Annotated in this window: 14 protein-coding genes; 7 read left to right on the forward strand and 7 right to left on the reverse strand. The window is 39.1% G+C overall.

Annotated features, from left to right (window positions below):
- The first annotated feature begins 20 nt into the window (after positions 1-20).
- From FTU98_RS08120 to FTU98_RS08145, 6 genes are all read left to right on the forward strand, one after another.
- Complete coding sequence (locus tag FTU98_RS08120) at positions 21-1,664, forward strand: PglL family O-oligosaccharyltransferase (protein ID WP_180050964.1); 1,644 nt, start codon at positions 21-23, stop codon at positions 1,662-1,664.
- Positions 1,665-1,784: 120 nt separating this feature from the next.
- The gene (locus FTU98_RS08125) at positions 1,785-2,267 is read left to right on the forward strand and encodes a pilin (protein ID WP_151738610.1); all 483 of its coding nucleotides are present in this window, start codon (positions 1,785-1,787) and stop codon (positions 2,265-2,267) included.
- 18 nt (positions 2,268-2,285) lie between these two features.
- Positions 2,286-3,020 (forward strand): TfpX/TfpZ family type IV pilin accessory protein, encoded by a 735-nt coding sequence (gene tfpZ, locus FTU98_RS08130; RefSeq protein WP_180050967.1) that lies wholly within the window; start codon positions 2,286-2,288, stop codon positions 3,018-3,020.
- A 153-nt stretch (positions 3,021-3,173) separates the two neighbouring features.
- Positions 3,174-4,805, forward strand: a complete 1,632-nt coding sequence (locus FTU98_RS08135) for a PglL family O-oligosaccharyltransferase (protein ID WP_180050970.1) — start codon at positions 3,174-3,176, stop codon at positions 4,803-4,805.
- Positions 4,806-5,023: 218 nt separating this feature from the next.
- The gene (locus tag FTU98_RS08140) at positions 5,024-5,266 is read left to right on the forward strand and encodes a type II toxin-antitoxin system ParD family antitoxin (RefSeq protein WP_004974509.1); all 243 of its coding nucleotides are present in this window, start codon (positions 5,024-5,026) and stop codon (positions 5,264-5,266) included.
- Positions 5,259-5,552: a type II toxin-antitoxin system RelE/ParE family toxin gene (locus FTU98_RS08145; RefSeq protein WP_070153485.1), complete on the forward strand. Its 294-nt coding sequence runs from the start codon at positions 5,259-5,261 to the stop codon at positions 5,550-5,552. The genes FTU98_RS08140 and FTU98_RS08145 overlap by 8 nt, the downstream gene beginning before the upstream one ends.
- 165 nt (positions 5,553-5,717) lie before the next feature.
- On the opposite strand, the gene bfr is transcribed toward FTU98_RS08145, so the two are convergent.
- The 6 genes from bfr to gmk form a co-directional block, all read right to left on the reverse strand.
- The gene (gene bfr, locus FTU98_RS08150; RefSeq protein ID WP_131260631.1) at positions 5,718-6,182 is read right to left on the reverse strand and encodes a bacterioferritin; all 465 of its coding nucleotides are present in this window, start codon (positions 6,180-6,182) and stop codon (positions 5,718-5,720) included.
- Positions 6,183-6,433: 251 nt separating this feature from the next.
- Positions 6,434-6,628: a bacterioferritin-associated ferredoxin gene (locus FTU98_RS08155; RefSeq protein WP_131260630.1), complete on the reverse strand. Its 195-nt coding sequence runs from the start codon at positions 6,626-6,628 to the stop codon at positions 6,434-6,436.
- Positions 6,629-6,800: 172 nt separating this feature from the next.
- Entirely contained in the window at positions 6,801-7,184 is a 384-nt protein-coding gene (locus FTU98_RS08160; RefSeq protein WP_004809961.1) for a RidA family protein, read from the reverse strand.
- A gap of 121 nt (positions 7,185-7,305) precedes the next feature.
- Complete coding sequence (locus tag FTU98_RS08165) at positions 7,306-9,408, reverse strand: bifunctional (p)ppGpp synthetase/guanosine-3',5'-bis(diphosphate) 3'-pyrophosphohydrolase (protein ID WP_180050974.1); 2,103 nt, start codon at positions 9,406-9,408, stop codon at positions 7,306-7,308.
- A 222-nt stretch (positions 9,409-9,630) separates the two neighbouring features.
- Positions 9,631-9,912 (reverse strand): DNA-directed RNA polymerase subunit omega, encoded by a 282-nt coding sequence (rpoZ, locus tag FTU98_RS08170; protein ID WP_004896248.1) that lies wholly within the window; start codon positions 9,910-9,912, stop codon positions 9,631-9,633.
- Between the two features lie 76 nt (positions 9,913-9,988).
- Positions 9,989-10,612 (reverse strand): guanylate kinase, encoded by a 624-nt coding sequence (gmk, locus tag FTU98_RS08175; RefSeq protein ID WP_131260628.1) that lies wholly within the window; start codon positions 10,610-10,612, stop codon positions 9,989-9,991.
- 134 nt (positions 10,613-10,746) lie between these two features.
- On the opposite strand from gmk, the gene ispH reads away from it, so the two are divergent.
- Positions 10,747-11,697, forward strand: a complete 951-nt coding sequence (gene ispH / locus FTU98_RS08180) for a 4-hydroxy-3-methylbut-2-enyl diphosphate reductase (RefSeq protein ID WP_180050977.1) — start codon at positions 10,747-10,749, stop codon at positions 11,695-11,697.
- A gap of 189 nt (positions 11,698-11,886) precedes the next feature.
- On the opposite strand, the gene FTU98_RS08185 is transcribed toward ispH, so the two are convergent.
- On the reverse strand, positions 11,887-11,982 hold a 96-nt coding region (locus FTU98_RS08185), incomplete at its 5' end, for a transposase domain-containing protein (protein WP_075175639.1).

The raw sequence follows: 11,982 nt of genomic DNA on the forward strand, positions 1-11,982 counted from the left end.
TATTTAGAGTTTGTATAAGAATGAAAATTATTTATCTATTCGCTGCTTTTTTTTGTCTATTAGCATATCTTTTGCCAAATCATTACCAACCTTGGCTATCTTTTTATCAAGATAGTTGTATGTTTATTGCAGCTCTATTATTGGCTTATAGTCTTTTTCAAAAAAAAGAAATTGAAATCCCTTATCATATATTCTTTTTGATTACCCTTATTTTTATTCTATCTATTCAATATTCATTGGGTATTATTTATTTTAGTGGGGAATTTGTTATAAATTTTCTTTATATTTTAGGTTTTATCACAATCTTTATTGTTGGTTTTAATGTTCAGAAAATAGAATCATCAAAAAAGGAAAAAATTATATTAGGTCTTATTAGTATATTATTATTTGCAAGTATTATTTCAGTCTGGATTCAGTTGCGACAATGGTTGTTGTTTACAGGAAATATTTGGACCGTTGATCTACCACCCAAAGGGCGACCTTTTGCAAATATGGCACAACCGAATCAATTATCTACATTATTAATAATGGGAATAATGTCTGTCTTTTATCTTTTTGAAAATAAAAAAATTAATAAATGGGTGGCTTGTCTGACAGCTTTTTTCCTCCTGTGTGGTATTGTCTTGGCTCAATCAAGAACAGCATGGGTATTTTATATTTGCTTTTTAGTTTGGTGGTTGATTAAGAATAAACAGATAGCAATGTATATTCGACCTCTTTATATAATTGGGTGGGGAGGAGTATTTCTAAGTTTATGGATTGCTTTACCATCTTTAGCCAATTTTTTAGGTGTTTCTTATTTGCAAAGTGCGACTGAACGAGCAACAACAGGGTTAGATCGTCTTTATCAATGGCAACAAATTTTATTTATTTTAAAAGATAGCCCTTTCTGGGGATATGGCTGGGGACAATTAAATATTGCACAGTTATCGAATAGTACAGACTTTATAAAACATCCTATTTTAGGTTACAGTCATAATTTATTTTTAGATCTAATGATCTGGAATGGTGTGATATTAGGTTTTATAATATCCTGTTTAATTGTGTTTTTTTTACTTAAAGTGGCAATTAGATCAAAGGATAAAGAATCGATTATATTGTTGAGTATGGTTGGTGCTATTTTTACACATAGTATGCTGGAATATCCATTTGCTTATGCTTACTTCTTATTGCCAATGGGGTTTCTTTTAGGAATAATATGTGGAAAACAAGATCAATTGATAAAGTCTTTCTATTTAGATAAAAAAATATATTTTTTATATAGTGTAGTACTTACATTTTTATTGATTATTATTATTTATGATTATAAAAAAAATGAAAGTGAACATGAACTCATGCGTTATGAGAATGTGCAACTGCGTAATATTAATATAAACGGTATTGAGCCTAAAGCCATATTACTTAATCAATTAAGCGAATATATATGGTATGTACGCCAACCTATCAGTACAGATATTTCTGCACAACAATTGGAACGAATGCGTAAAGTTGTTTATCGTTATCCTGATAGACCAGTTTTATATCGCTATATCCAGATTCTGTATTTAAATGGTCAAGAGAAAGAGATGAAGCGTATGTTAAAACTTTTTAATGCTTTTTATAAAGAGCAATTAACTGAAGAAAAAATAAGCTTATTTCTGCGGCAAGAAGGAATTAATAAATGACAAATAATGTCGTTTATTGACAGATACTAGAATGTGTTTTTGTTAAATGTTTGAATATATTATTAATTTTTTTGGCATTGTTTTTGCACCCATTTACTAGATAGAGTGGGGAGATAAAAAATGACAGCAAATGGGTTTACTTTAATTGAGCTGATGATTGTTGTTGCAATTGTAGGTATATTAAGTGCAATTGCTCTTCCTGCATATAACGATTATGTGATACGTACTAAAGTTTCAGAAGTGGTGATGGCAACTGCTGTCTGTCGCACAGCGGTAACAGAAGCATCCCAATCTGGATTTACTTCACCCCCAACTACTGGTTCAGAATTTAGTTGTGGTGCTGCATCGGGAGCATCAAGTAAGGTTGCAATTATTGCGACAAATGCGGATGGATTGATTTCAGTGAAAGCACAAAATCTTCCAGAACTAGGCGCAAAAGTGAATTTAGAACTGGTACCATATAGCGATGGTGCTATGACTCATCCATCTGTTGCAAGTGATTTTGCTACTGCTACTTCTAAGGAGGTACGTGCTTGGAAATGTCAGGCTAAACCAGATGCCACAGGAATTGAATCCAAGTATTTACCAATAAATTGTCGATAATTCAATATGTTTATGAATATGAGCAAAAGAGTTAAATTTTTTCTAGGCCATTTTTGCATTTCGTTATTTATTGCTAGTATTGTCGTGGGAATGGTTTTTTTTATTTGGTACCCATCTCCACTGGCAAAAGCTGTAAATGTTACTCATATCTTTTTAATGATGTTAATGATAGATGTGATTATTGGACCTGTATTAGGCTTATTGGTTTATAAAGATGGTAAAAAAACATTAAAATTTGATTTAACGGTTATTATTTTAATTCAGCTTTCAGCTTTGTGTTATGGCGTATATACTATAGCGCAGGGACGACCAGTGTGGATAGTTTATAGTGTTGATCGTTTTGAATTAGTTAAAAATAATGAAATTATTGATGAGAACCTTCAAAAAGCTCGGCCTGAATATCAATATCCCTCATGGTTGGGTCCTCAATTTATAGCAATGCAACTTTCGTTAGATAGGGAACAACGTAGTAAAGAAATGTTTGATGAGGTTTTTTCGGGAGTTTCGCTTGCTCAACATCCAGAACGTTATGTTAAGTTGTCTAGTGTAAAAGCTCAAATTCAGCAACGTGCATTACCGCTTGTAGAACTGCAACGCTACAACCAAAAAACAGACGTTGAAAAAAATTTAGCCAAATATCCAAAAGCAGATGCGTGGTTACCTTTGAAAGCCAATGCAATAGATATGGTGGTCTTAGTCAATAAAGAATCCGCATCTATCATCAAAATAGTAGATCTAAGACCATGGAAATAATATCTTAAATTGAAAAATGGGGAATCTAAGTATTCCCCACGCAATCACTCCATTGCAAAACTGGCAGAATTCCAATCAAACTTGCCGTACAAAGCACTATCATCTTGCCAAAAAAAATATAAGATAGAGCCAGTTTTTAGTCTATTTTTTCCTATGAAATCTGCCTTGCTATTTTTAGCCGCTATCCTCATCTCCCTTGCATGGTTATTACCCATTCACTACCGCCCGTGGGTGACCTATACAGGCGAACTCTACGCATTTTTTGCTTTGTTTGCGCTTGCCGCTTGCCTATTTAAAGAAAAATTACAGATTCCTAAAATCAGCCTGCCCTTACTGGCACTGTGCAGTGTTCCACTCATTCAGTGGGGCTTTGGCTTAGTCTACTTCTTTGACAAAGCCTTGCTCAGCAGTGTGTATATCTTTAGTTTTTGGTTTGCGATCATTTTGGGCTATAACCTTACGCAAAACAACAGCGAACGTGAACGCATCTTTACAGGCCTTAGTTATGTGCTGCTTGGCGTGGGAAGTATTACCGCATTCATGGCCATTTGCCAGTGGCTCACACTCGATCAATATCTACCTATTATGGTGGATATAAGAATTGGGCAACGTCCTTATGCCAATTTCGCCCAACCGAATAATATGGCGACCTTTTTGGTAATGTCACTCATGGCATGCCTATATTTATACGAAAAACAAAAACTTAAAACCGTGTGGATTGTGATTGCAGCTGCCATGATTTTGGTGGGTGTGGTACTGAGTCAGTCGCGTTCTTCATGGTTGGCGTCACTGTGTCTCATGACCTATTTGAGCTATCAACAATACCGTGGCGTGATGCGGATTAAATTTCGCTATAGCTTGCTGTGGTTTGCCGCATTTATCGGGCTGATTTTTATCGTACCTGCTTTTAGTCAATTGCTCTCACAAAATGCAGACCTTTCGGTTCAATCTCGTGACGTGGTACAACGTGCCACAGGTGATATGTCACGCTTGGCAATTTGGCAGCAAATGCTTGCTGCGATTGAACATCAACCGTGGTGGGGCTATGGTTGGCATCAAACCAGTGTGGCGTATGTCACGATTAGCGAATTTGTGCAAGGCCCTGTGTGGATTCGTAGCGCACACAATTTTATTTTGGACTTTTTACTTTGGAATGGTGTGTTACTGGGCGTGCCATTTTTGGCGTATCTGGGTTATTGCGGCTACCAACTGCATAAACATACCCAGTCGGTGGAATCGGTTGTGGGGATTTTAATGCTCGGTGCATTTAGCGTACATGCCATGCTTGAATTTCCACAAAACTATGCCTACTTCTTGCTGCCTGTAGGTTTTATCATCGGCATGGTTCAATCACAACGGGTGTTCAAAAGCTTCTCTTTATCTGCAATTTATTTACGCAGTACTTTTGTACTTGGCGCATTGTTGTTGATGCTGATTTATCGTGATTATGAGGTGATGGTGCCTAAATTGAATCAGTCGGTACGCTACGAACACACACCTGAAAAAATCACCAATCAAAACCATATTTTTGTACTAGAAGAATTTAACCGCCGCATTGCGTGGATTCGATTAAATCCGTATAGCCTACAAACGCCTGAACAATTGCAGGATATCCATGAAATTGTGTTGAATTATCCAACCCGCTACGATTTATTGAAATATGCACGCGTATTAGCATTTAACGGTTATGAAGCAGAAGCCAAAAAGCAATTATGGTTGTTAAGCACTTTGTGGCAGGTCAATGTAGATTATGCGACTTTATTGGATGAGGCAAAGCCGCGCTGATTTGTGTAGCGCAAGGAGGGGGATTTGAAAATAGTGAGCCAAATATGGTGAAAATTTTCAATGTTGAAAATCTCTCCCAACTTCTCTTTAAAAAGAGAGGGGGTATTCATTATAAAATTGATTTCATGTGCGAAAATTTAAAGAGATGCTGAACTTTTGTTCAGATAAAGGGAGTTGTGTTAGAATTGTATGATCTATTCACACAATAAGGCATGCTGATGGCGAGAACTACAAGTGTAACAATTGGCCCACAACTCGATAACTTTGTGAGCAAACTGATTGAATCTGGACGTTATGGTTCAACCAGTGAAGTGATGCGATCTGCACTAAGATTATTGGAGCAGCAAGAAAATCAAACTGCAGCTTTAAAGCAAGCGATTGAAGCAGGTGAGAACAGTGGAGAAAGTACACTTAGCCTAAAAGATATTGCGGCTCAAGTGAAGCAGAAGCATCGTGTATAAGCTATCAAATTTAGCTGTCGACGACTTCACTGCTATTTATGAATACACCTTACTTAATTTTGGTGTAGCTCAAGCTGACCAATACACGCAACATTTGGAAAATACCTTTCATTTGTTAGTGAGTTCACCGCTGATTGGTTATGCATGTGTAGATATTGGCGAGGGAATACGCCGTCACGATCATCATCAACATGCTATTTTTTATAAAAAACAGGATTATGGAATTTTTATTATTCGGATATTGCATCAACAGATGCAACCCATGAAACATTTTTTTGCGTTATAAATACTTTTTTATAAATCCAAGAATTTAAAATGCGCATAAGTAAAATATATTGATATTGAGAGCTTCTTCATTAGAGATAGGCAAGATACTGAATTTTAGGTAAAGTGCCCCAAAAAACAAAAGACTGGAAAACCAGTCTTTTGAGTTATCTAAACCAGATGAATCTTAGAGTTGGCTTTGAATATAGTTTTCAATACCCACAGTTTCAACCAAATCAAGCTGTGTCGTTGCCCAGTCTAGGTACTCTTCTTCTTTCTCCAGAATTTCCTGAACCAAATCACGGGTTACATAGTCCAATTGTTGCTCTGCTAAAACCACCGCTTTTTGAATCGCTTCAATATTTTCTTGGACTTTACGCACATCGCAGTTCAAAACTTCAACTGTATGCTGACCGATATACAATTTGCCCAAGTGTTGTAAATTTGGCAGCCCTTCTAAAAATAAAATACGTTCAATAATTTTGTCAGCATGTTTCATTTGACGAATCGACTCTTTATATTCAGCCGAGCCGAGTTGTTCAATGCCCCAATCATTAAACATACGTGAATGTAAAAAATATTGGTTAATTGCAGTCAGGTGATGATACAAAACTTGGTTGAGTTGATTAATCACATCACGATTGCCTTTCATTGCAGCACTCCATCAACAATTTCTGCCTTAAACCGCTTAAGGCAATCTATATTTCTATCTTAAACAAGACTGGGCAAAATGGCGAGTGATTTAGGGAACCGCAAATGAAAATCGCAATCAAAAACAATTGGCTAGGCAATGTGGAAAAATGTAAGCCAAGAAAAACCCGATGTAGTCGGAAGCGGGGGAGGAAAAACACGGTAAAAATTTAAATAACTAAATGTGGGGAAATGTATTAGAAAATATGAGATTTATGCAGCAATGGCGAGACGAGACGCAATTTGTGCAATTTCATCGCTAATGATGGCGCGAGTTTCAGGCGCACAGCGACCACAACAGGTGCCCAAGTCAAACATATCGCGAATTTCACGATAGCTGTCTGCACCATTGGCAACGGCTTCTTTAATGTCTTGATCTGTAATACCACGGCACAAGCAAACGTACATGAATGCAACCACAATAATTGAAATAAGATAAGTGTTATTATTGATAATTATTATCGTTTGTCAATATAAATCATTTGAAAAGTCATTTATTGTAATTGGGTTTTTGAATTAAAAAATGCCACTTAATAGGTGGCATCGTTTATTTGTTTTTAAGTATTTGAATGATAATGACTTATGAATTGATAATCACAACGCCATCCATTTCAACTAAAGCACCTTTAGGTAAGCTGGCCACACCTAAGGCTGCACGCGCAGGGTAAGGTTGTGCAAAGTATTCACCCATAATCTGATTGACCAATTGGAAGTGAGATAAATCGGTCAGGAAAATATTGAGCTTGGCAATATCGGCCAAAGAGCCACCTGCCGCTTCGCAAACGGCTTTTAAGTTATCAAATACGCGGCGAATTTGCGCTTCAATCCCTTCTACCAATTCCATGCTGTATGGGTCTAAACCAATTTGACCTGATAAATAAACAGTATTGCCCACTAAAATGGCTTGAGAGTAAGTACCAATTGCTGCAGGTGCATTTTCAGTATGGATGACTTGGCGAGACATTGATTTCTCCTAAAATAATTTATAAACATCATAGACCATCAGACTGCATTTCAGTAGCCTTATGAGTCAATAATGCAAAAGCGGTGAATGTGCGGCACAGTAAACAATGCAGCCACATTAATTAACAAGCTTTGGCTTCTTCTACAATGCTGATGGGGCGCGTTAAACGGCTAATTCGTGGGAAACCGAAGTGCATACGCAAATCACGAATAATTTTGGCAATTTGCTTACGGTTATTCACCACAATATTCACATAGGTTTTGCCATCGTGGCTGCGTACCATCTCTACACCCGTTTTGGCCTTACGACATTGATAGATCAAATCGGAAATTTGTTCGTCATTCATATCCATATCAATGCTGAGGTAAGCGGTAAAACTCACGTCATCCACATCTTCTGAAGTCCATTGTAGCGGCATGATATTTTCAGGATGTTGATGTTGCTCATGCAGTAAGTTATTGCAACGCGCACGATGCACAATCAAACCGCGACGTGACAAGTTGCCCTGAATCGGATCGCCCAGCACAGGATTGCAACAGTGTGCATATTTCACGTCAATGCCTTCTGTGCCTTGGATCAGACGGTCAGAATGTTCGCTGCTGTCCTGATCGAGAGCGTAAATGTGGTTCGCCACCAACTGCGGTAATAAATCACCGACTGCAATTTGCTCAAATAAACGGTCTTTGGAGTCGATATGACGCCATTGCAACACATTTAACCAATCTGCTTCGGTTAGGTCTTGAATCGAGTGATTAAACAATTTTAGCGCACGGTTCAGGGCTTGCTGCCCCACCAAACGCTGTTCTTCAATATCCTGATCACGCAGAATGTTTTGTAAGGCACGACGGGCTTTTTGGGTATTAATAAAACTAAGCCAGTCTGGGTTTGGTGTGGCTAAAACATCGGTGATGATTTCGACCACTTGCCCGCTAATCAGTGGCGTCGAAAGTGGTTTGCTTTCACCATTAATTTTTGTACCGACTGCGTGGTTACCTAAGAACAAACTGGCTGCATAAGCAAAATCTACTGCGGTGGCGCCTTGTGGCAATTCATGTAAATGTCCGTGTGGGGTATAGACATGAATTTTCTCTTGATGCAGGTAATCCAGTAAATCGCTAAATGTGGTTTTGGCACACTCACCATCAATCAACACGTTCAAGCTTTTCATAGAGGCTTGAATGGCAGAACGACAGGCTTGTGGTGCGTTTTCACCTAAGACCACACCAAAACGTGCGGCTTTACGCATTAATTCGGTTTGAATGGTGAGTGATAAGGTGGTTTGCTCACCTTTTAGACGCATCATGAGTGATTGGTTACCGCCTGGCAGAGGGCGACGGATATGATCTTCATAATGCAAGACCTGAAAGCTATCACGTAAAATATCGGCCAAACGGTCACAGTCGGCAATGCTTTGTAAAATAATTTCAAACGCATGGCTGTGGGTCAGTTCTTGTAGATCAATATCGTTTTTAACAAAGTGGCGCAGTAATTCAATGTTGTTATTTTTCTTTTTAATACGACCGGTAATTTGATTGTCTTGCAGCAGGTCGGCAAGGTTTTGTTCCCATTTAGATTGGTATTCGCAGCGTTTTGGCTTGGTGTGCAACAGGGCAGCTTGCACATCGTTATACATATCTAAATCAAGATTTTGATAACACAGATGTTCGAGGTTATCTGCCATTTCATTCATACCCACGATACGTGCCATGGGTACAAATACATCAAAGGTTTCTTGGGCGATACGTGCGCGTTTGTCTGGTCGCAGCGCATCTAAAGTGGTCATGTTGTGATAGCGGTCTGCCAGTTTCACAATAATGACACGTGGATCCTGTAAGGTCGCTTGCAGAATTTTACGGAACGATGCGGCTTTGTTGTATTCCTTGTCGCTGGAATGGCTCAGCTTGGTTACACCATCGACCAGTTCAGCAACGGTACGTCCGAATTTTTCTGTGATGTCATCTTTGCTGTAGTCAGTATCTTCAATGACGTCATGCAATAGGGCAGCAATGAGCGTGTCAGCATCCAAACGCATGTGCGCCAAAATACAACTGACCGCAATCGGGTGTAACACATACGGTTCACCACTTTTACGGGTAACGCCATCATGCGCATGCTCGGCATAATCGCAAGCCGTAAGCACCTGTTCGACTTCACTTACGCTAAGGTAAGGTTCGATCATGGCTTGAAGCTGTTGTTTGGCTTGGCTGACCATCGTGCCTGGCATATAACACCCTTTAAAATACAAGTGATAACGAATCTACAGTTAGACCTTATAATGAAAAGCATATTGCATGACTTGTCAATTTTTTTTGTACCAAAACATAAGGTCATTAGACCATTTAAAATCAGGTCTTAATCCTTATGTTATAACGGTTTTTAGCGCAAGATTAAAGTTCAGACAACAAAAAAGCCTAGTAAAAAACTAGGCTTTTTCAGAAAGTCGTTCTTATTGGAAAGAAAAACCATCTAAATTCAAGTTATTTGCTGAAAGTGCGAGGTCAAGACTCGAAGTTTGATAATCTTGATCACGTTGTTTCAAAATGTCTTTAGACACATGACCCACAGCAATTTCACGTAATGCCACTACAGTTGGCTTGTCATTGTCCCACTCTACAGTTGGCTCAATGCCTTGACGAGCCAATTGACGCGCGCGCTTGCTTGCCACTAGTACAAGCTCAAAGCGGTTGTCTACATGGTCTAAACAATCTTCAACGGTAACGCGTGCCATAAGAATTCTCGTTTGAATAGTAAATTTAAACAGACTGTGCAGTATAAGGTGCTTTGCCTATAGACTCAAGTTTTAATCACGCGCTTGGCGGGCTAATTAACTTTTCAATCAAGGCTTGATGACGATGCGCCTGCTGTGCCATCACCAAACGATTGGCGGTAATCACAGATTCTAAATCGTGCAGGGCCTTATTAAAGTCATCATTAATAATCACATAGTCAAAATTGACATATTGCTGCATATCTTCAACTGCGCAGCCTAGACGATGCTCAATCACATCGACAGCATCGGTGCCACGGTTAGATAAACGCTCGCGTAAATCAAACTGACTTGGTGGAAGAATAAAAATTTGCTTCGATTCAGGAAAAAGATTGCGTACTTGCTGAGCGCCTTGCCAGTCAATTTCAAGTAACACATCGTGACCTTTGGCTAACTGCTCTTTAACCGTGGCTTGCGCGGTACCATAATAGTTGCCAAACACTTCTGCATATTCAATAAAACCGCCTTGCTCTACCAAGTCAATAAAATCTTGTTTTTGCGTGAAGTGATAATGCACACCATCGAGTTCGCCGGGACGTTGACCACGTGTTGTGTGAGAAACTGAAACGTGTAAATTATTCACACGCTCAAGCAGGGCTTTAACGAGGGATGTTTTGCCTGTTCCTGAAGCGGCAGAAACGACAAACAATAGACCCGACATGATATTTTTCCTGATATGATAAAATATCTTCTCTATTTTAGAGTAGACGCCCCTTAAACAAAATAGCCAAGATGGCTTTTGTTGGCATAATTTTTTAAACATCCGACCTATTTAACTTTAACATAGAGGGTTCTATGGAAATTGTATTGGCGAATCCACGTGGTTTTTGTGCAGGTGTAGACCGAGCAATTGCGATTGTAAATCGTGCCCTTGAGTGTTTTAACCCCCCTATATATGTACGTCACGAAGTGGTACACAATAAATTTGTGGTAGATGACTTACGCCAACGCGGCGCGATTTTTGTCGATGAGCTAGATGAAGTGCCCGATGACAACATCGTAATTTTTAGTGCACATGGCGTATCTAAAGCAGTGCAGCAAGAAGCGGAGCGTCGTGGCTTAAAAGTATTTGATGCGACTTGTCCGTTGGTCACCAAAGTACATATTGAAGTCACCAAATATGCGCGTGAAGGCACAGAGGCGATTTTAATTGGTCACGAAGGACACCCCGAAGTTGAAGGGACGATGGGTCAGTACGACAAGAAAAATGGCGGCGAAATTTATTTGGTAGAAGATGAAGATGATGTGGCTGCACTTGCGGTTCAGCATCCAGATAAAGTCGCTTTTGTAACGCAAACTACTTTGTCGATTGATGATACAGCCAAAGTGATTGATGCCTTGCGCCAAAAATATCCGAATATTCAAGGGCCACGTAAAGACGATATTTGTTATGCCACCCAAAATCGTCAAGATGCTGTACGTGACTTGGCCAATCAATGTGATGTGGTGTTGGTGGTGGGTTCGCCAAATTCATCTAACTCTAACCGTTTACGTGAGTTGGCTGAACGTATGGGGAAACACGCCTATTTGGTGGATAATGCCGATGAATTAAACCAAGCATGGTTTAAAGCAAATACAAAAATTGGTGTAACTGCGGGCGCATCTGCACCAGAAATTTTAATTAAACAAGTGATTCAGCGTTTGCAAGACTGGGGTGCAAGTGCCCCTGAAGAGCTGGCAGGTCGTGAAGAAAACATTACCTTTAGTTTGCCCAAAGAGTTACGTATTCCTGTAACACAGGCTTAAACTGCGAAGTACATAACACTTTAAAAAATTGATTAAAAATAGGCAGATAACCGTTGTATGACGGTTATCTGCTTTTTTATGCCTTTTATCCTGAAGTGTGAGGGTTTTGTAAAGTTGTTGGTTATTATTTTTAATAGGGCAAAGTCTGTGTCTTGGGGGTAAGCGTCCGCTGAACCCCATGCCTATTTTTTAATTCGGTTCAGGTTTCCAGCGGTGTGGTAGCAATTCTTCAATCTGAGTCACTTTATGTGTCGGCAACCTTTTCAGCACATCACTTAAATAGGC

The organism is Acinetobacter sp. YH12211, assembly GCF_013418015.1.
Lineage (GTDB): Bacteria > Pseudomonadota > Gammaproteobacteria > Pseudomonadales > Moraxellaceae > Acinetobacter > Acinetobacter towneri.

What these genes read in the sequence shown, in the direction of transcription:
- ispH (WP_180050977.1), top strand. Translation starts at nt 10,747, where the DNA reads ATGGAAATTGTATTGGCGAATCCACGTGGTTTTTGTGCAGGTGTAGAC.
- bfr (WP_131260631.1), bottom strand. Translation starts at nt 6,182, where the DNA reads ATGAAAGGCAATCGTGATGTGATTAATCAACTCAACCAAGTTTTGTAT.
- FTU98_RS08160 (WP_004809961.1), bottom strand. Translation starts at nt 7,184, where the DNA reads ATGTCTCGCCAAGTCATCCATACTGAAAATGCACCTGCAGCAATTGGT.
- rpoZ (WP_004896248.1), bottom strand. Translation starts at nt 9,912, where the DNA reads ATGGCACGCGTTACCGTTGAAGATTGTTTAGACCATGTAGACAACCGC.
- FTU98_RS08120 (WP_180050964.1), top strand. Translation starts at nt 21, where the DNA reads ATGAAAATTATTTATCTATTCGCTGCTTTTTTTTGTCTATTAGCATAT.
- FTU98_RS08165 (WP_180050974.1), bottom strand. Translation starts at nt 9,408, where the DNA reads ATGCCAGGCACGATGGTCAGCCAAGCCAAACAACAGCTTCAAGCCATG.
- FTU98_RS08135 (WP_180050970.1), top strand. Translation starts at nt 3,174, where the DNA reads ATGAAATCTGCCTTGCTATTTTTAGCCGCTATCCTCATCTCCCTTGCA.
- gmk (WP_131260628.1), bottom strand. Translation starts at nt 10,612, where the DNA reads ATGTCGGGTCTATTGTTTGTCGTTTCTGCCGCTTCAGGAACAGGCAAA.
- tfpZ (WP_180050967.1), top strand. Translation starts at nt 2,286, where the DNA reads ATGAGCAAAAGAGTTAAATTTTTTCTAGGCCATTTTTGCATTTCGTTA.
- FTU98_RS08140 (WP_004974509.1), top strand. Translation starts at nt 5,024, where the DNA reads ATGGCGAGAACTACAAGTGTAACAATTGGCCCACAACTCGATAACTTT.
- FTU98_RS08155 (WP_131260630.1), bottom strand. Translation starts at nt 6,628, where the DNA reads ATGTACGTTTGCTTGTGCCGTGGTATTACAGATCAAGACATTAAAGAA.
- FTU98_RS08125 (WP_151738610.1), top strand. Translation starts at nt 1,785, where the DNA reads ATGACAGCAAATGGGTTTACTTTAATTGAGCTGATGATTGTTGTTGCA.